Genomic DNA, 18,789 nt, shown 5'->3' on the forward strand with positions numbered 1-18,789 from the left:
TATCGAAACAAGACCAATAAGCCGATTAGTATGTTTGTTACGCATCGACGCCTCTCCGCCAGGAGTCAGGCTGACCAGGAGGACAGCAATGACCGGCACCGTTGGCGGCTTGGACACCCCGCTTGAGAGTTCGTCCCGGGTGGATGAGATAGTGGACCGCCTGGTGACAGCCATTGCGATTGGCGAGTACCTGCCCGGTTCCAGGCTCCCTGCCGAACGCGACCTCGCCGCCTCACTGCAGGTGGGCCGGATGACAGTGCGGGCCGCCATTGCGCGGCTCGTGGACCAGGGCCTGCTGCGCACCCAGCGGGGCCGGAACGGCGGCTCGTTTGTCTGTCAGGAGCAGCCTCCGGCCTCCTCGGGCCCGGCCGTCCGCAGAATCCTTTCCAGCCGGTGGGAGGCTCTGCGGGATACCTGCGAGGCAGTGTCACTGCTGCAGGGAACCGTCTGCCGGGCAGCGGCGGTGAACCGGACGGCAGCGGACATAGACGTTTTGGCCCGGCGACTTGAAGCATTCCGCGCGGCAGCCTCCGGCCTGGAATCCCAGCAGGCCGACGGCCAGTTGCACCTGGCAATCAGCGCCGCCGCGCACAACGCCACCCTGCAGGCTGTGCTTGCCGAAGTGGAAGGCCGGGTCAGCATCGCGGCGCCGTCACATGTTTGGGGAGATGCCGCCGGCATGCGGGACATGGAGAAAAGGTCACTGGCAGACCATGAACTCCTGGTTGCGGCAATTATCGAACAGCGTGCCGCCGACGCCGAAAGGATCGGTCGCGAGCACGCCCGGATTGACCTGGAGCTCCTGGAAAGCGCCCTGGACCGATGGGTGTAGCCGCACCCTGCCGCGCCGCAGGGAACGCAAAAGCAGGACGGGAAATCCCGTCCTGCTCCTGATTCAAGCCGGCCCGTGAAACGGACCTGAAAGTCTGGTTAGACGACCTGGATGTTAACCGCCTGCGGGCCCTTCGGACCCTGCTCGGTATCGAAGCTAACCTTCTGGTTTTCTTCGAGCGACCGGTAGCCACTGGCGTTGATAGCGGAGTAGTGAGCGAAAACATCGGCACTGCCGTCGTCGGGCTCGATGAAGCCGAAGCCCTTTTCAGCGTTGAACCATTTCACGGTACCTGTTGCCATTTTTAATCATCCTTCTTAACGAAACCTGCCCCGACCTTCGGGGAGTTTCACGTCGCGCTGCCTTTTTGGACAAGTACAGAAAAAGCGGCTCGCCCTGGATCTGGGTTCCGCCGCTTGAACATACACATTGCACAACACCGCAACTGCTCAAAGTATATAACGCACCCCCGGGAGAGTCACCCCTCCGTGACCCCATAGGGTGGAAGTATGGACTCCCCGATTGAGAACTACCTGCGCCGGATCCACGCCGAGATAGCGGGCATGAAAGACGGCCAACCGTACAGCGCCATTCCGGCCATGGCCAACGTTGACCCCGACCACTTCGGCATAGCGCTGGCTACCGCCGACGGGTACGTCTATGAGGTGGGCGACACCCGCGAAGAGTTCAGCATCCAATCCATTTCCAAACCGTTCACCTACGGGCTGGCCCTGTCTGATCTGGGCATGGACGCGGTGGACGAAAAAGTGGACGTGGAACCTTCCGGCGACTCGTTCAACGAGATTTCCCTGGCTGAAGGTACCGGCCGGCCCGCCAATGCCATGATCAATGCCGGCGCCCTTACCGCAACGTCCCTGGTCAAAGGGTCCGGCGGCAGGTCCCGGTTCAAACGGATCCTGGATACCTATTCCGCCTTCGCCGGCCGGAGCCTGGACGTCAGCGAGCGGATCTACGCTTCCGAACTGAAATCCGGGCACCGCAACACTGCGCTGGCGTACCTGCTGCGCTCCTTCGGCATTATTGAATCCGATCCCAAACCCATCATCGAGGACTATTTCCGGCAGTGCTCCGTGCTGGTCAATGCCCGGGACCTGGCCCTGATGGCAGCGACGCTCGCCAATGGCGGCAGGCATCCCCTCTCCGGGGATGAAGTGCTGGACCTTTTCTCCGTTGAACGCGTCCTCTCGGTCATGACCACCTGCGGCATGTACGACGACGCGGGCTCCTGGATCAGCAACGTGGGCATGCCCGCCAAATCAGGTGTGGCCGGAGGCATCCTGGCTGTCCTGCCCGGGCAGGTGGGCCTGGCCGTCTACTCCCCTCCCCTGGACGAGCACGGCAACAGCGTGCGCGGCGTTGCCGTCAGCCAGCGGCTGTCCTCTGATCTGGGCCTCCATTTTGTCCGGGCCGCCCGGACCGGCCGTTCGGCCATCCGGGCTATTTACGACATTACGGCCACTCCCTCCGGCATCCGCCGCACTGATGAGGCGGCCGAAATCCTTGCCGGACACGGGCACCGGGTGCAGGTTATCGAGCTCAACGGCGATCTCCTTTTCGCCGGGGCGGAGTCCATGGTCCGCGCCCTCAGCGACCTGCCGGACGAGGTGGAAATTGTCGTCGCCGATCTGCGCAGTGTTGATGAAGTCTCCGACGTCGCCATCCGGCTGATTGCCGAGGCGGAGGACATGCTCCGCCGTGACGGCCGTGAACTGGCCCTGGTGGACGTGGAGGGATCGGTTACCGATGCGCTGCAGGAGCTTGGCCGGGACACCGCCTCCTTCACCACCCGTTCCGCCGCCGTTGAATGGTGCGAGAACAGGCTTTTGGAGGGGCATGGCTCCGAGCTGGTGCTGCCGGCCAGCATCAATCCGGCGGATTCGCCTGCCCTGAGTCCCCTGCGGCCGGAGGAAGCCGGGCTGCTGCAGGACATGATGGAGGAGCGCACCTACGACGACGGCGACGTTGTCCGGCGCGTGGGCCAGCGTTTCGGAGGCGTGTTCTTCATCGTCTCGGGGCACATCACCACCTCCATGCCCGGGCCGGACGGCAGCAGGGTGAAGCTTGCCACGCTGGGGCCCGGCATGACGTTTGGTGAAATGGCCATGGGCGAGGACAAGCGGCAGGAAACCACGGTCAAGGCATCCGGGCCGCTGAAGGTTATGGTCCTGACCGCCGATTCCATTGATGAACTGGCGGTCAAGGATCCGATCCTCAGCATGAATCTTTGGAAGGCCCTGACCCAGGATGCCTACACCCGCGTGGAACAGTACCTGCGCGAGGCTGCCGTGCGGATTCACGACTAGGTTTGTGTCCTTCCCTTCGCAGCGAGGGGAAGGACGCAACCCCGGGGATCCGGCTACAACCGGGTCTCGGCGGGTGCGCCGGTTAACGCAAAAGCAGGACGGGCGAACCCGTCCTGCTTTTTACTGTTACGGCGCTGAAGCCGTTACAAAGTCTCTAAGAAATTAGAGGGCCTGGATGTTCGAGGCCTGCGGGCCCTTGGGGCCCTGCTCGGTGTCGAAGCTAACCTTCTGGTTCTCGTCCAGCGACTTGTAGCCGTTGGAGTTGATAGCGGAGTAGTGAGCGAAGACGTCGGCGCTGCCGTCGTCGGGCTCAATGAAGCCGAAGCCCTTTTCGGAGTTGAACCATTTCACGGTACCTGTAGCCATTTTAATATTCCTTCTGGATTGAAACACTTCCCGACTTTCGGGAGGTTTCAGTCGCGGTGTTCCTTTACCGCTTTTACAGAAAAGCGGCTAGCCCGTGTGGGTTTCGCCGCTTGAAATACAAAATGCGCAACACAACAACTGCGTTTCAGCCTACACGAGGTTGGCCATAAGACCAAACTGCCCCTCTGCCTGTCTAATCCGGAAGCATCAGATCCGCAGGAATCCGCTCCCGGTTCGGCACCCGGCGCACCAGCAGGGGATCTATCCGCTGCCCCCTCCGCAGGACGGTCACATCACCCGTGGTTTCCAGAACGGCAGCCGCCACTTCAGAAAGATTGCAGATTCCCGCCTGCCGCAGCTTGAAGTACAGCTCATCCTCCACCACCCGCGCGCGGCGCAGGCCCTCAGGAAGTATCTCGCTGCCGGCCATCAGGAGTATCGGCCGGCTGGAGAAGAACCGGATGTCCTTCTCCCGGCACCAGCGCTCCAGGCGCAGCATCGCGAACAGTGTGGCCAAGCCGATGATGCCGGCGCTGAGGGTGGGGGTATAGCCGAGGACCACGCGGCCCAGCAGCGAACCGAGGGCAATCACCACGGCTTTGTCCAAGGTTGACCACGTGGCCAGTGCGCGCAGTCCGAAGGCCCGGACCAAAAGATAGAAGGCCGCGTAGATGCCCACGGCCCCCAGGACTACCCAAAGTGCTTCCAACGGGGTGATGCCGAGGTTATGCCACACGGCGTAGCTCCTTCTATAAGGAAATCTTCGAGTGCGGGTGTCCCCCGATGCTAGCGCGGGGCCCGGACCCGGCAGAAGCCCCGGCCTGCCCGGAGCAGACCTGCGGACCAGGCGAGCCTCAGAACAGACCGGACCCTTGGGGGCCTCAGGCGAAGACCGGATCGCCCATGTAGGCCGCTGCCATCTCCTTCTGCTCCGGTGTCAGGCGCTGCAACCCGCCCGTGGTGCCGTCTACGAAGGCCAGGGTGGTCTCCGCGCGCACGCAGGGTTTGCCGGTGACCGGATCGGAGATGACATAGGCGAGGGTCAGGCTGGCGCCCTTGAGCGCACTGATCCAGACATCGACGTCGGCCGGAATGTTCCGATAGGTCAGTTCGGCGACGTAACGGATGCGGTGTTCCACCACCAGGGACTGCGTGCCCGGGGGAACATCGGTGAACAGCGGCACGGCGGGCGCGATGCCCGGTCCTCCCGTGCCGCCGGGAGGACCGAACGCATGCACGCGTGCCTCTTCCAGCATGCGCACTATTTCCACGTTGTTGATATGCCCGTAGGCATCCATGTCGCCCCAGCGCATGGGAACCGGACAATGGAGGGCGGAGGGTGCAACCCCGGGGTTAGTGCTCATCCTTCATATCTAGCACAGGCCCGGTGCAGGGAAGGCCTAGGCGCCGACGGGCAGCGCTGCCTCTGCGAGCAGTTCGAAGGAGCGCAGGCGGGTCTCCAAGGTGGCCGTCTGCGTGGCGACAATCAGCTCATCCGCCTGCGCATGCCCGGTGAACCAGTCCAGGTAGTCCCGGACCTCCCCGGGATTGCCCACGGCGGAGTAGCGGCCCATCTGCTTGACCTGCTGTCCGCCCGGGGACTGCAGGATCGCGTCGGCTTCCTCGTCCGTGAAGGTGCGGTCGCGGCCGAAGAGCTGGGTCACGCGGCGGCGCATTGAATCGGCGAACAGCTCTTGGGCTTCTTCGGTGGTATCTGCGGCAATGACGTTAACGCCGGCAATAACGTACGGCTCTGCCAGCTGCGCCGAGGGCTTGAAGTCCCGCCGGTAAATGCTGACGGCGTCCTGCAGGGCCTGCGGGGCAAAATGCGAGGCAAAGGAGTACGGCAGGCCCAGGGCTGCGGCCAGCTTGGCGCCGAAGAGTGAGGAGCCAAGGATGTACAGCGGCACGTTGGTGCCGGCGCCCGGCGTCGCGCTGATCCCGGGAATCAGGGTGTTGCCGGTCAGGTAACCCTGCAGCTCCTGGACGTCCTGCGGGAAGCTGTCTGCCGACATGGGGTCACGGCGCAGTGCGCGCATGGTCTTCTGGTCACTACCGGGTGCACGCCCCAACCCCAGGTCGATGCGGCCGGGGAACAGCGTTTCCAGGGTGCCGAACTGCTCGGCAATGGTCAAAGGCGCATGGTTGGGCAGCATCACGCCGCCGGCGCCCAGCCGGATGCTCTCGGTGTGCGCTGCAATGTAGCCAATCAGCACACTGGTGGCAGAGGAAGCGATGGTGGGCATGTTGTGGTGTTCGGCGTACCAGATGCGGGTGTAACCGACCTTTTCCGCCTTCCGGGCCAGCGCCAGCGAGGAAGCGAAGGAATCCCTCGCGCTCTCGCCCTCATCGATGATGGCGAGATCGAGAATGGAGAGCGGGACAGTCATGGGGGTGCTTGCCTTTCAGTTGCCTGCATGCCGGCAGTTTTGTCCGGGCACGCCAGATACAACCGCGGCGGCCGCCGGCTTATTTCATCCGGTCGTATGTTGGGCTAGCGTCTTTGCCGCGCCCGGGACAGCATTAGGAGCGGCCGCCGTGGCGTGCAAGGTAGCCGGCCAGCCGGCTAAAGGACTCACCCCACCCGGTTTCATGAGCCCGCAGCTCCCTGTCCCCGATGAACGGGCCTGCCCGGAACGTCATGCGGGTGAGCGCTTCACCATCCAGGTCCGGCAGGGGCTGCAGCGCCATGCTGATCAGCCGCACCGGGCCTGCGGGGGTGCCGTCCGCTTGCCTCCACTGCATTGTCACCTCCAAGCGGTGCGGCGGTTCCAGTACCCGGTATTCGCCGGCCCACCACATCTCGTCGCCCGTGGCGGTATGAACCATACAGGCCTGGTAGTTCCCGCCTTCGTGGGCATTGGCTACGATTCGGTCCGGCGGAACCACAAAACCTTCGGCTCCCCACCACGACGTAATCCGGGAGAGGTCCAGCCACGCAGAGTAGATGGCAGCAGGAGCGGAAGGCAGATCCCGCACCATGTGCAGGAAGTCCACCCCGTCATCGGGAAGCTCGTCATCCATGGGACGCTCCTAGCGGCACGGGGGCGGGTGGTTAGCGCGGGGGTACGGACAGCGCGGCTGGATCTCCTTCCAGTGTGGAACCCCTGCCGGACGGGCACAATCCCGCCGGGGTCCGGATCCGGCAGCTAGGTTGGATGACGTGAGCATCCATATCGGAACATCGGGCTGGGCCTACAACCACTGGCGCAATGTGCTGTACCCCAAAGGCGTACCGGCACGCATATGGCTGGAAAAGTACGCGGAGGAATTCGACACCGTGGAATTGAACGGCAGCTTCTACCGCTGGCCCAGGGAAGAAGCGTTCGCTGCCTATCGGGACCGGTTGCCGGAGGGCTACGTTTTTTCCGTGAAAGCCCCGCGCGGGTTGACCCACGCCCGCAAGCTGCGGGATCCGGATGAGTGGATTGGACGCATCGACCGCTGTTTCCAGGTGCTGGGAAACCGCGCCGGTGTGCTGCTGTTCCAGCTTTCCCCCGACATGGAGCGCAACGACGAACGTTTGGACTACGTGCTCTCCCAGCTGCCCGGAAGCATCCGGGTGGCGGTGGAATTCCGACACGACAGCTGGGATTCCGAGGACGTCTTCAGCCTGCTGGAGCGGCACAACGCTGCGTACACGGTGATGAGCGGCGCCCACCTTCCCTGCACCCTGCGCGCGACAGCGGATTTTGTGTACGTCCGGCTGCACGGCCCGGACCCGGAGCACCTGTACGCGGGATCCTATTCGGAACAGGACCTGGCGTGGTGGGCGGCACGGATCCGCGAATGGGACCAGTCGGGAAAAGACGTGTATGCGTACTTCAACAACGACGGCGAGGGCCATGCCGTGCGGAACGCGTGGCGCCTGCGGGAACTGATGTCCATGTGACGTCTGACATACTTGGATGCCGTAACCCCTGATCCACCCCCTAATGAACGGCAATCCAAGATAATGACAGACCAGACGTACAAGGTGATCGCCATGGCGGTCTACATGCTCGCGATGCTGGCTATCGGTTGGTGGGCCTACCGGAAGACCAACAGCCTCGACGACTACATGCTGGCCGGCCGGGACCTGAAACCGGGCGTCGCCGCCCTGAGCGCCGGTGCCTCGGATATGTCCGGCTGGCTCCTGATGGGGCTGCCCGGCGCCATCTACGTTTCCGGCCTCGTGGAAGGCTGGATCGCCGTCGGGCTCACCGTCGGCGCCTGGCTGAACTGGAAGTTCGTCGCTCCGCGGCTGCGTGCCTACACCCTGGTCGCCAACAACTCGATTACGGTTCCCAGCTTCCTGGAAAACCGGCTCCGGGACCGTTCCCGGACGCTGCGTGTAGTCTCCGGCATCATCATCCTGGTCTTCTTCACGTTCTATGTTTCCTCCGGCATGGTGGCCGGCGGTGTCTTCTTTGAAAGCTCCTTCGGCTCCACGTACGTCACCGGAATGCTGATCGTGGCCGTCGTGACCATCGCCTACACGCTCTTCGGCGGATTCCTCGCCGCCAGCTACACCGACGTGGTGCAGGGACTCATGATGGTTGCGGCGCTGATCCTCGTTCCGGCGGTGGGACTGGCACAGGTGGGCGGTTTCGGTGGCATGGTCGACTCCATCCGCGAGGTGAACCCGGACATGCTCGACCCGATCGCCGGCGGCACAGCGCTCGGCATTATTTCGGCGCTGGCCTGGGGCCTGGGCTACTTCGGCCAGCCACACATCATTGTCCGGTTCATGGCACTGCGCTCCCCTGCCGATGCCAAGGCAGGACGGCGCATCGGCGTCGGCTGGATGCTCTTCAGCGTCGTCGGTGCCATGTTCACGGCCCTGGTGGGCGTGGCCTACTTCCAGCAGAACGCACTGACCCTGGACGATCCCGAAGCCGTGTTCCTGAGCCTCGCGCAGATCTTCTTCCATCCGCTGGTGGCCGGTTTCGTCCTGGCAGCAGTGCTGGCCGCGATCATGAGCACCATTTCCTCCCAGCTCATCGTGACGTCCTCGGCCCTGGTGGAGGACCTGTACAAGATTGTGCTGAAGCGGGACGCTTCATCGAAGTCCCTGGTGATGCTGGGCCGCCTCGGCGTGCTGGTGGTGTCGGTGATTTCCATCCTCATCGCCCTGGGCCGCAACTCCACCATCCTGGACCTCGTCGGTTTCGCCTGGGCCGGTTTCGGGGCAGCCTTTGGCCCCACCATCCTGCTGGCCCTGTTCTGGCGCCGCCTGAGCATTGCCGGCGCGCTGACCGGCATGATCGCCGGCGCGCTGACCGCCTACATCTGGGGCAGCATCGACGCCCTGTCCGGAACGCTGTACGAGATTGTGCCCGGTTTCTTCATCAACGTGATCCTGGCCGTGGTGGTCAGCCTGTTCACGCACAAACCCTCTCCGGAGGTTGAGGCGGAGTTCGACGACGCCGTGCGGCTGGCGAAGGAGCCGGCAGCAGCCGTCTCCGAGACCGTACCCGCCAGCTAGGTCCCACGGCAGTCGGCGGCGTTGTCCCCTTCCGGGACGGCGCCGCCGAACCTGCTTAATGCCCGGTTTCTAAATCCCCAGTGAGTCCAGGGTTTTGCGCAGGGTCTCCGCCGAATCCATCAGCTTGTTCTTCTCCGCATCATCCAGCGGCATTTCCAGCATCTTGTAGACGCCGTTGTGCCCCACGATCGAGGGCAGCGACAGGGCAACTCCCCGGATCCCGTACTCCCCGGCGAGCGTGGCCGATACCGGGAGGACGGCGTTTTCGGCGTTCAGGACCGCTTCCACAATCCGCACACCGGCAAGGCCGATGGCGTAGTTCGTGGCGCCCTTGCCCTCGATCACCCGGTAGGCGGCGTTGATCACATCATGGGTGGCAGCAGCCAGGAACTCGTCGGTGAAGACCTGGCGCCCGCTGACCTGCCACTCCCGGATGGGGACCGGTCCGATGGTTGCGTTGGACCAGACGGGGAATTCCGAGTCTCCGTGCTCCCCGATGATGGTGGCATGCACGCTGGTCATCAGCACATGTGCCTCACGGGCCAGCAGGAGGCGCAGGCGCGAGGTATCCAGGACAGTGCCGGAGGAGAAGATGCGGTTACGCGGCAGGCCGCCGATCTTCTGCGCCGCTACTGCCAGGACATCCGCAGGATTGGTGACCTGGATATACACCGCGTCCGGGGCCTGTTCCATGAGCTGCGGCATCAGCGACTCCAGGATCCGCACATTGGTGCCGGCCAGGTCCAGCCGGCTTTGGCCCGGCTGCTGCCGGGCCCCGGCGGTTATCACTATGACGTCGGATCCTGCGAGCGCTTCAATGTTCCCGCCCCCGGTAACCGTATTGGCCCCGGTGAACTGGGTGCCGTGGGCCAGGTCCAGCGATTCGGCCTCCGCCTTGACCGCATCGATGTCATAGATGGCAATCTCGCGGGCGGTGTCCCTGATGATGGCTGCGTAGGCCAACGAGGTGCCGACGCTGCCTGCACCTACGATTCCGAGTTTGGTGACGGGTCGGGTGGTGATGTTGGCCATGGCGCTGCCTCGCTCACAGTAGGAAGGGTTTCCCCTCTCCCACGATAGGCGGGCACCTCCGGCAACGGAACGGAGTACGGACGTGTCCGGCCTCTTCCGGGCATGATGCGGTGCGTCGTCAGCGTCCTGCGGCGTATCCCTGCATCCCCCGGGGGTTCGCGGCAGCCTGCAGCAGGCCGGTTCCCGGTTCACGCGTCACTGCAGAGAGGCGCCCCAGCGTCCAGTCCCCAGCCCTGCTCACGACATGGCCACGCGCTTCAAGCTCCGCGATGACGTCCCCGCCCAGCCGGTCCTCCACCACTGCCCCGCCCGGGGTCCAGGTGCGGGGCCAGAACGATCCCGGGATGGAGGTGGTGTGCAGGGCAGGCGCGTCGATGGCCTGCTGCGGGGTGTACCCGCCCACAATGGTGCGCAGCAGGTAAAGCAGCTGCCACTGGTCCTGCTGGTCTCCGCCGGGGGACCCCAGCGCGGAGACCGGATGGCCGTCCCGCAGCACGAGTGTGGGGGTCAGTGTGGTGCGCGGACGCTTGCCCGGTGTCAGGGTGGACGGGGCGCCTTCCTCCAGCCAGGTCATCTGCAGCCGGGTGCCCAGGCAGAAACCAAGTTCAGGGATGGTGGGTGAGGACTGCAGCCAGCCGCCGGACGGGGTGGCGGACACCATGTTTCCCCACCGGTCCGCCACGTCGATGTGGCAGGTGTCGCCCCGCACTTCCCCGGTGGGCGCCACCGTCGGCTCGCCCACCCCGGCAAAGCCGCCGCCGTCGGTTGCCGGTGGCTGGTACTCCGTGCGCAGCGGCGGCATGAAGGGCACGCGGCCGGGCACCGTGCCGGGCCGGAACTCGTGGGACGCAGTATCACCGATCAGCGTCCGCCGGGCGGCCGCGTAGTCCTCACTGAGGAGGTGCTCCAGCGGAACCTGCGCATCTCCGTAATAGGCTTCCCGGTCCGCGATGGCCAGTTTCTGCGCCTCCAGGATGGTGTGGGCACCCAAGGCGGTGGAGGGGTCCAGCCTTTCGTCCCCGAACCCTGCCAGGATGGCCAAGGTCTGCAATAGCGCCGGGCCCTGCCCCCAGGCACCGGTCTTGGCGATGGTGTAGCCGCGGAAATTGAATGTCACGGCAGGTTCAAAGGACGCCTCGAACCCGGCAAAGTCGGCCAGTGAAATGACACCTGCATGGTTCGTCCCCGAGGAATGCCGGTGCGGTCCGGCGAGGAATTCGACGGCGGCCCGGGCCACGAACCCTTCACGCCATTCCCTCCGCGCGGCATCAATCCGCCCTTCCCGGGTGGATTCCCCCGCGCCGGCAGCCACCATCCGCTCCAGCACCTGCGCGTACGCCTGGTTACGGATGATTTCCCCTTCCCGGGGCGCTCTTCCCCCGGGCATCCACTGCGCCGCGGACGTGGGCCAGTGGTCGGTAAACAGCTCTGCCACGGCCTGGATGGTTGCTCCCACCCGGCCCGCCACCGGGTGGCCGTTGCGGGCGTAATCAACGGCGAAGGCGAGCACCTCGCCGAGCTCCCAGGAACCGTGGTCGCGGAGCAGCAGAAGCCACGCGTCCACCGCCGCCGGAACCGCCGCGGCGAGGGCGCCGGCGCCGGGCACCAGCTCAAGGCCTTCGGTGAGGTAATGCTCACGCGTGGCACCGGCGGGGGCAGGCCCCTGCCCCATGAGGACCACGGGACGTCCGGGATTGTCCGCTGTGGCGAACACACCGGTCATATCGCCCCCGGGACCGTTCAGGTGCGGTTCCACCACATGCAGCACAAACCCGCCGGCCACCGCGGCATCGAAGGCGTTGCCACCGCGCTCCAGCACAGCCTGCGCGGAGGCCGTGGCCAGCCAGTGGGTTGAGGCACTCATGCCGAACGTTCCCTGCAGCGTGGGGCGGGTAGTAAAGGACGCGGGCGGAGTAAAGGTCACGGGATCGCTTTCTGCCGGAAGAGTGTCAGGGGAATCTTTGCACCCATGCGGTCCCATTTGCATACAATCGGACTTCCTGCCCGGCCGTGTTCAGAGGTGGCCGGGCACCTGCCTGAGGAGACAGCCCGCCCGTGAAGCGACTGAACGCCGTGCCTACCGAACGGGTGCATTTGTGGCTGATGCTGGCCCTGACCTTCTCCACCGGAGTGGTGGACGCCGTCGGATATCTGGGCCTGGACCAGGTCTTCACCGGAAACATGACAGGCAACGTGGTGCTCCTGGGCATGGCGTTTGCCGGCGGGACCGGCCTGCCGGTCCTCCGGCCGGTGCTGGCGCTGATCTTCTTTATGCTCGGTGCCGCCCTGGCCGGGCGCATGCTGCGCAAGGGGCCCCAGGGCTGGAGTTCGCGGACCTCGGTTGCGCTGATCGTGGTGGCCGCTGTCATTACCGCGTTGGCCGTCTTCTCCCTGCTGGCCGATGTCCAGGGCAACGAGGTACTCGGCGGCATAACGACGTCGTCGCTAGCCACTGCCATGGGCGTCCAGGCTGCAACGGCCAAGCGCCTGGCAGTTGCCGAGATCACCACGGTGGTGGTGACCTCCACCATCACCGGTCTGGCCTCCGATTCCCGGCTCGCCGGCGGCAACAGCCGGTTTTGGCTGCGCCGCGCCCTGGCAATCGCTCTGATTATGCTCGGAGCCGTGGCCGGGGCCGCTGCACTGAAGGTGGGCCTCTGGCTGGGACTGTCAATCTCTGCCGCTATTTCAATTGCCGTGGCAACTGCCGGCTACGTTCGTCACCATCGCGAACGCAGTGCCGATGAGGTCACGGCCGGCTAGCTGAAGGCATCACTCCCCCGATCCCCTCGCGCCCCCGGACACCGTGGGTCCGCCGTACACCGGTAAGCCGCCTCACCAGAGGCCGTGAGATGCGTCCCGGCGCGTAGGACAGAACCGCGTGCTGGCGGCGAATGCCGAAAAACGTGCTCATTTGGCCGTCCTAGCCTGAAATCGTGAAGATCCTCTCTCCAGCGGCAGCGGGGGTCCTTGCCGGGGCAGCCGCCGTTGCCGGAACCGTAGCTGCCATCACCCTGCAGCGGGACCCCCGCCCCTCGGCCCTGCTCATCCGCAGTGTTTTCTCCGGCGCAGGGAAACTGCAGTATCCGCGCCCGCGGCTGCATCTTCCCCACGTAAGTATCACCGGGCACCAGGGACTTCGTTATCTGGGTGCCGCCGTCAACCCAACCCTTGACCTGTTCCTGCCTGCGTCCGCCAGCAAACCGCTACCGCTGGTGGTCTGGATCCACGGAGGTGCCTGGATCTCGGGGTCGAAAAAGGACGTGGAGCCGTATCTGCGTGTCCTGGCCGGCTACGGCTATGCCGTGGTGGGCGTCGGTTACTCCGTTTCCCCCAAGGTCAGCTACCCCACGGCAGTCAGGGAACTGAACGCGGCGCTGGGGTATTTGCGGGAACACGCAGATAAATACGGCCTGGATCCGGACCGGATTGTCCTGGCCGGGGACTCCGCCGGAGCGCAGCTGGCTGCGCAGCTGGCCCTGGGCATCACCAATCCCGCCTATGCCCGCCGGACCGGCATTTCCCCCGCCGCTGCACCCGAGCATCTGCGCGGCATCCTGCTTCACTGCGGGGTCTACGATTTTCAGTCCGTAGCCAGCCTCAGCGGCACGTTCGGGTGGGGCCTGAGGAAAGCGCTCTGGGCCTATACCGGGTCCAAGGACTGGGCAGCCACGGAGGCGGCAGAACACATGTCCATCTTCGAGCATGTGGATGCCCGGTTCCCGCCCACCTATATTGCCGCAGGCAACGGGGATCCGCTGACGGCAAGCCAATCCGTTCCCCTGGCGGACCGGCTGGAGGCGCTCGGGGTTCCGGTAACCCGCGGGTTCTGGCCCCGGGACCACAAACCGGTACTCGGCCATGAATACCAGTTCCGGCTGCATCGGCCCGAGGCCCTGCAGACGCTGCGTGAGACGGTCCGGTTCCTGACTACGGTCACCCGGGCTCAGGCCCCGGCTGCGGATCCACTCCCGGTACTGCCGCCGGTACCGGCCCCGGCCCGTAAGCGCGCCAGGATCCTGCTCAACGCCTAACCGGGAAGGCGCTGCCGTCCGGAGACGCCGCGGAGTTGTTGCCACGGGGGTCGTTGCAGTGGACGCCGCGGCGGGGTTGTTGCCGGGGCCTTGTTACCCTGACAGGTCGCGGCGCGCACAACCAGCCGCTACGCTCGTGGGCATTACATCTCAGACCCGGAGGGAAAGCCCGTGCGCCGCGTACTCTCTGTCCTGCTGCTCCTGCTGACCATGCTTGCCTTCGGCGCCGCGCCTGCCTCGGCCGTGGCGCCGCAGGAGGTCATCGTCGAGGACACCGCAGGGGTGCTCGACGCCAACACCCTGCTGCCTGCCCTCGAGGACATTGATTTCCGTGAACCCACCACGGTGGCCGTGTATACCTACAACGGCAGCAAAGAGGCAAACATCAATGAGGATGTGCTGAACTTCGCCCGTGCCGAGCACCCGGAGTGGATCAGCGGGGACGGCCAGAAGTGGGCGGACGGGCTGTTCATCTTTGCCTTGGACCCGGTGGGCCGCCATACCGGCACCTATTTCGGCGAAGACCGGAAGATCCCCCTGGACCAGCAGGAAGACATCCGGGAAGAGGTCAATGACCTTTTCCGCGAAGCACAGTGGACGGACGGCACGATTGCCGCCGTCGAAGAGGCCGCCGAACGTATCAACCGGCCCTGGTACGCGAGTCCCGTCTTCATCGGAGCCTCCGCCGTAGGAGGTGCCGCCGTACTGGCCGGAGCCGGCACCGCCGTCGGACTCCGGCGCCGCCGCGGCACGAAGAATGCCGCACTCCTGAAGACCGCAGACGCCGCGTATTCCAGTGTCGCCCGGGATCTGGACGCCACCGAGGTGGATGCCCGCACCATTCCTGCGGATTCCACGTACGGAGCCAAGGTCCTGGAACAGTACCGGACCTTTATGACCAGGTATGCCAAGGCCACCCAGCAGAACAATGCCGCGCATGACCTGACGGCGAAGGACCTTCGGAAACGCAGCAGTACGGCCGTGATCGAAGAATACGCAGACACCGCCACGGAGCTTGACGGCCTGGATGACGTGATTGCGGATACCAATTCCCTGCTGAACAAGGCGCCGGGATGGGAGCGGGCCTGGGACCGCCAGGTCAGCCCGTTCAACGAAGACCTGGACCGGCTCGATGATCTGCTTCAGTCCGAGACGGGGGAAAAGGATTCCGCCACCGCCGCAGCACTGACCGCCTTCCGCACCCGGGTCCGCCAGGACCTGCGCTCCTGGGCTGCGGAACTGTCGGAGGGATCCATCAGTCCCGAAACGGCCCTGGACCGGCTGCGGTCGGCCCGCGGCGAGCTTTCCGATCTGCTGAGGAACCACTCCGAAACCGTGATTGCCGGTTATGCGAAGAACGAGAAGGAACGCGAGCTTCTGCGCAACGCCTTCGAGCAGGACAGCGCCCGGCGGCCCGGCCACAGGGACGGCTACCGGCCCGGCATCCTGGACACGGTCTTTCCGTACTACGCCTTCTACTCAGTGGCCACGTTCAACACGGATCTGGAAAACGGTACAGCCGAGATCAGCTCGGTGCGCTCGGACACCTCCAGCACCACCGGCTACGGGAGCAGCGGCGGCAGCTTCTCGGGTTCAGGCAGCTCCGGCTCGTTCTAGCCCGGGCGCGTCCCTCACCCGCGGATAATCACCACGTCGAGGGTCCGCGGGCCGTGGACGCCCTCCACCCGTTCCAGCTCAATGTCGCTGGTGGCGCTGGGACCGCTGATCCAGGTCAGCGGATGGGTACCGTCCAGCCCGCGCAGGGCTTCGGGCAGCACACCTGCAATGTCCCCGGCACGGACCAGGCAGATGTGGTGATCCGGGATAAGGGAGATGGCCCTGCGTCCCTGATCGGGGCTGCCATCCAGGATGATGGTCCCGGTTTCCGCGACGGCTGCGGCGCATCCGGTGACCACGGCGTCCGCAGCATCCAGCTCAGCAACGGAGAGCGGTTCCTCCGCAGAATCGGTGATGCGGCCGGGAGCGAGCGCGGTCCAGGCTTCCTCCAGTCCCGGCGGGACCACATAGGTGGTGCCCTCCCCCAGCAGTTCGGCCACGCGGGCCGGCACGTCGGGCTCATCCACTACACAGACGCCGGCCTTGTAATCCAGCAGCCTGTCGCGCAGCAGTTCGATGCGTTCATCCCCGGGCAGGCCGGATTCGTGCCGGTAATGGCGCGGAATGTCCGGAGCTGCCGGTGCATCATGGAGAGCCGACCGGAGCCGGTCCAGGATTTCAGTACGGGCGCTCATTCCTTTTCCTTTTGCCTGGTGATGGTGGGGGCGTTCTCCCCTGGGGCGGACTTCCCGCGTTCCTTCCCCCACCAGTCCCTGAAGGACTGTGCGGGCGGTGCGGGGATATCCCTGCTTTGCGTCCATCCGGCAGCAATGCCGGGAAGCTTTTTGATTTTCCTGTCCGGACCGGCGGCCAGCTTCCCCAGCGGAAGGGCTTTTTCCACCAAGGCCATACGCCGGCCCGCACCCATGGCCCAGGACGCCGCTTTCATGGCTACGTCCATCTGCCCGGGGATTTTTCTGGTTCCGCGTCTGCTGTCCACGTCCTCGGCCCGCAGGTGAACCAGGATTTCGGGGATGTTGATCTTCACCGGGCAGGCGTCGTAGCAGGCGCCGCACAGCGAGGAGGCGTAGGGCAGCGAGGCGTTCTCCTCGGAGGTAATCCCGGTGAGCAGCGGCGAGAGGATGGCCCCGATGGGACCGGGATAGGTGGAGCCATAAGCATGCCCGCCAGTGCGCTCGTAGACAGGACAGACGTTCATGCACGCACTGCAGCGGATGCAGTGCAGGGCGGACCGTCCCATTTCATCGGCCAGGGCAGCACTGCGTCCGTTATCCAGCAGCACCAGGTGCACGTTCTGCGGTCCGTCACCTTCCGTCACCCCGGTCCACAGCGAGGTGTACGGGTTCATCCGCTCCCCCGTGGAGGAACGCGGCAGCAGCTGCATAAAAACTTCCAGGTCCTGCCAGGAGGGCAGCAGCTTCTCCACGCCCATCACGGTGATCAGGGTCTCGGGCAGGGTCAGGCACATCCGGCCGTTGCCTTCGGATTCGACGACGGCGAGGGTTCCGGACTCGGCAATGGCGAAGTTCGCGCCCGAAACGGCAACTTTGGCGGACAGGAATTTCCGGCGCAGATGCACGCGGGCCGCTTCGGCCAGCCTGGCCGGGTTGTTGGTGAGGCCGGGATCCACATCCGGCATTTCCCGCAGGAAGATGTCCCGGATCTGGGTGCGGTTTTTGTGGATGGCCGGGACCAGGATGTGGCTGGGCTTGTCATGGTCCAGCTGGACAATCAGTTCCGCCAGGTCGGTTTCGAACGCGGCGATGCCCTGCTCTTCGAGGTATTCGTTCAGGCCGATTTCCTGCGTTGCCATGGACTTGACCTTGACCACTTCGTCCGCACCGGCGTCGCGGATCAGGTCCCGCACGGTTTTGTTCGCTTCAGCGGCATCCCGCGCCCAGTGGATTTTCCCGCCCCGGGCGGTGAAGTTCGCCTCGAACTCCTCCAGCAGTTCGGGCAGCCGTGCCATAACGGATTCCTTGATTGCGCTTCCGGCGTCCCGCAGCTCCTCCCAGTCCGGTAGTTCCGCCACCACCCGCAGCCGCTTGTCCCGGATGGTGTGGGTGGCATGGCCCAGGTTCGCGCGCAGCTGGGCGTTGCCCAGTTCCCGCCGGGCCGCCGTGGGAAACGCTTCCGTTGCGTGCAGGTTGCCGTCTCCGAAAACCGGCCGTCCCGGCATACCCAGATAGGTGGAGCTCATCGGCCGGCCTTTCCGCTGATGCCGGCGGCACTGCCGATCCGGTCCGGTGCTGGTGCCGGGTTGTCCCGCGTACTGGCGAGGATCTCGGCGAAATGCAGGGTGGAGATGGTGCTGCCCTGCCGGGAGAGTCCGCCGCCGATGTGCAGCAGGCAGGATGCGTCTCCCCCGGTGCACAGCCCGGCTCCGGTGGCGGCGATGTTGGCGTTTTTGTCCGCCAGCATGGCCGAGGAGACATCGGCGTTCTTCATCGAGAAGGTTCCCCCGAAGCCGCAGCACTGGTCCGCCTGCGGCAGCGGTTCCAGTTCCAGGCCCTCCACCGTGCGCAACAGGTCCGCCTGCCGGTCTCCCAGCCGCAGCAGCCGCATACCGTGGCAGCTGGGGTGGTAGGTCACCCGGTGGGGATACCAGGAGCCCAGTTCCGCGGCGGCATCGGTGACGCCCAGGACATCGGTCAGCAGTGCGGAAAGCTCATAGGTCCGGGCGCCGACGGCGTTGGCACGGGTTTCCAGGTCTGCGTCGCCCATGGTGCGGGCCAGCATCGCGTGCTGGTGCTTCACGGAGGCAACGCAGGAGCCGGAAGGTGCCACGGCGACGTCGTAATCCTCCGCTTCGAAGGCTGCCACGTGGTTGCGGACCACCGGCATGGCCTCCGGGAAATATCCGGAGTTCATGTGCATCTGGCCGCAGCAGGCCTGTCCCGCGGGGAACACCACGGTGTGGCCTAACCGCTCGAGGATGGACACGGTGGCGCGCGCCGTGGAGGGGTACATCGCGTCCACAATGCAGGTGGCGAAAAGTGCAATCTTCATTGGTTGCCCTTCGGCGTACTGTCAACGGCCTGTTGCGGGGCCGGCCTGACGGCGGCCCGCATTGTCTGACCATCTTCAAACATACTCCCCGTCATTGGTATGCCTGAGCCGGCAAGCAGGTAGTTTCAGCCTCCGCAGCGGGTGCCT

18 protein-coding genes are annotated in these 18,789 nt (G+C 65.1%); 7 read left to right on the forward strand and 11 right to left on the reverse strand.

The genetic code is table 11. The features are described 5' to 3' along the window. The first annotated feature begins 88 nt into the window (after positions 1–88). Complete coding sequence (locus tag QWJ37_RS13050) at positions 89–832, forward strand: GntR family transcriptional regulator (protein WP_290245497.1); 744 nt, start codon at positions 89–91, stop codon at positions 830–832. 98 nt (positions 833–930) lie between these two features. On the opposite strand, the gene QWJ37_RS13055 is transcribed toward QWJ37_RS13050, so the two are convergent. Next, positions 931–1,134: a cold-shock protein gene (locus QWJ37_RS13055; RefSeq protein ID WP_227904088.1), complete on the reverse strand. Its 204-nt coding sequence runs from the start codon at positions 1,132–1,134 to the stop codon at positions 931–933. Positions 1,135–1,341: 207 nt separating this feature from the next. On the opposite strand from QWJ37_RS13055, the gene glsA reads away from it, so the two are divergent. Then, the gene (gene glsA, locus QWJ37_RS13060) at positions 1,342–3,156 is read left to right on the forward strand and encodes a glutaminase A (RefSeq protein WP_290245499.1); all 1,815 of its coding nucleotides are present in this window, start codon (positions 1,342–1,344) and stop codon (positions 3,154–3,156) included. Positions 3,157–3,318: 162 nt separating this feature from the next. On the opposite strand, the gene QWJ37_RS13065 is transcribed toward glsA, so the two are convergent. The 5 genes from QWJ37_RS13065 to QWJ37_RS13085 all read right to left on the reverse strand — a co-directional run bounded on the left by QWJ37_RS13065 (position 3,319) and on the right by QWJ37_RS13085 (position 6,546). Continuing rightward, positions 3,319–3,522 (reverse strand): cold-shock protein, encoded by a 204-nt coding sequence (locus QWJ37_RS13065; RefSeq protein WP_146362594.1) that lies wholly within the window; start codon positions 3,520–3,522, stop codon positions 3,319–3,321. Positions 3,523–3,715: 193 nt separating this feature from the next. After that, complete coding sequence (locus QWJ37_RS13070) at positions 3,716–4,258, reverse strand: YetF domain-containing protein (protein ID WP_227904084.1); 543 nt, start codon at positions 4,256–4,258, stop codon at positions 3,716–3,718. A 145-nt stretch (positions 4,259–4,403) separates the two neighbouring features. Next, entirely contained in the window at positions 4,404–4,886 is a 483-nt protein-coding gene (locus QWJ37_RS13075) for an acyl-CoA thioesterase (RefSeq protein WP_290245501.1), read from the reverse strand. A gap of 36 nt (positions 4,887–4,922) precedes the next feature. Continuing rightward, a complete protein-coding gene (locus tag QWJ37_RS13080; RefSeq protein ID WP_290245502.1) occupies positions 4,923–5,912 on the reverse strand; it encodes an LLM class flavin-dependent oxidoreductase in 990 nt (329 codons plus the stop codon). Positions 5,913–6,045: 133 nt separating this feature from the next. Next, on the reverse strand, positions 6,046–6,546 hold the full coding sequence (locus tag QWJ37_RS13085; RefSeq protein WP_290245503.1) for an SRPBCC domain-containing protein: 501 nt from the start codon (positions 6,544–6,546) through the stop codon (positions 6,046–6,048). A 139-nt stretch (positions 6,547–6,685) separates the two neighbouring features. Here QWJ37_RS13085 and QWJ37_RS13090 point away from each other — a divergent pair, with 139 nt between their 5' ends. After that, complete coding sequence (locus QWJ37_RS13090; protein WP_227929634.1) at positions 6,686–7,414, forward strand: DUF72 domain-containing protein; 729 nt, start codon at positions 6,686–6,688, stop codon at positions 7,412–7,414. Between the two features lie 63 nt (positions 7,415–7,477). Then, positions 7,478–8,989, forward strand: a complete 1,512-nt coding sequence (gene putP, locus QWJ37_RS13095) for a sodium/proline symporter PutP (RefSeq protein ID WP_227904075.1) — start codon at positions 7,478–7,480, stop codon at positions 8,987–8,989. A gap of 69 nt (positions 8,990–9,058) precedes the next feature. Here putP and QWJ37_RS13100 read toward each other — a convergent pair whose 3' ends face one another. Both QWJ37_RS13100 and QWJ37_RS13105 read right to left on the reverse strand, forming a co-directional pair. Further along, on the reverse strand, positions 9,059–10,021 hold the full coding sequence (locus QWJ37_RS13100) for an L-lactate dehydrogenase (protein WP_227904073.1): 963 nt from the start codon (positions 10,019–10,021) through the stop codon (positions 9,059–9,061). A 118-nt stretch (positions 10,022–10,139) separates the two neighbouring features. Next, positions 10,140–11,885 carry a gamma-glutamyltransferase gene (locus QWJ37_RS13105; RefSeq protein ID WP_290245504.1) on the reverse strand — a complete coding sequence of 582 codons (1,746 nt, stop codon included), beginning with the start codon at positions 11,883–11,885 and terminating at the stop codon, positions 10,140–10,142. Between the two features lie 191 nt (positions 11,886–12,076). Between QWJ37_RS13105 and QWJ37_RS13110 the strand changes: the two genes are divergently transcribed. The 3 genes from QWJ37_RS13110 to QWJ37_RS13120 all read left to right on the forward strand — a co-directional run bounded on the left by QWJ37_RS13110 (position 12,077) and on the right by QWJ37_RS13120 (position 15,672). Further along, positions 12,077–12,784 (forward strand): YoaK family protein, encoded by a 708-nt coding sequence (locus QWJ37_RS13110; protein WP_227929632.1) that lies wholly within the window; start codon positions 12,077–12,079, stop codon positions 12,782–12,784. 173 nt (positions 12,785–12,957) lie between these two features. After that, complete coding sequence (locus QWJ37_RS13115; protein ID WP_227904069.1) at positions 12,958–14,055, forward strand: alpha/beta hydrolase; 1,098 nt, start codon at positions 12,958–12,960, stop codon at positions 14,053–14,055. Positions 14,056–14,226: 171 nt separating this feature from the next. Next, positions 14,227–15,672, forward strand: a complete 1,446-nt coding sequence (locus QWJ37_RS13120) for a DUF5129 domain-containing protein (RefSeq protein WP_290245506.1) — start codon at positions 14,227–14,229, stop codon at positions 15,670–15,672. Positions 15,673–15,686: 14 nt separating this feature from the next. Here the strand turns inward: QWJ37_RS13120 and QWJ37_RS13125 are convergent, their stop codons facing one another. From QWJ37_RS13125 to QWJ37_RS13135, 3 genes are read right to left on the reverse strand one after another with little or no spacing between them, the layout of a single operon-like run. Next, positions 15,687–16,307: a lactate utilization protein C gene (locus QWJ37_RS13125; RefSeq protein WP_227904065.1), complete on the reverse strand. Its 621-nt coding sequence runs from the start codon at positions 16,305–16,307 to the stop codon at positions 15,687–15,689. Beyond that, positions 16,304–17,833 carry a LutB/LldF family L-lactate oxidation iron-sulfur protein gene (locus QWJ37_RS13130; protein WP_227904060.1) on the reverse strand — a complete coding sequence of 510 codons (1,530 nt, stop codon included), beginning with the start codon at positions 17,831–17,833 and terminating at the stop codon, positions 16,304–16,306. Before QWJ37_RS13130 ends, QWJ37_RS13125 begins: the two co-directional genes overlap by 4 nt. Then, positions 17,830–18,642 (reverse strand): (Fe-S)-binding protein, encoded by an 813-nt coding sequence (locus QWJ37_RS13135; RefSeq protein ID WP_290245507.1) that lies wholly within the window; start codon positions 18,640–18,642, stop codon positions 17,830–17,832. Before QWJ37_RS13135 ends, QWJ37_RS13130 begins: the two co-directional genes overlap by 4 nt. Positions 18,643–18,789: the final 147 nt, after the last annotated feature.

The organism is Arthrobacter sp. YD2, from assembly GCF_030410475.1.
GTDB lineage: Bacteria > Actinomycetota > Actinomycetes > Actinomycetales > Micrococcaceae > Arthrobacter_B > Arthrobacter_B zhangbolii.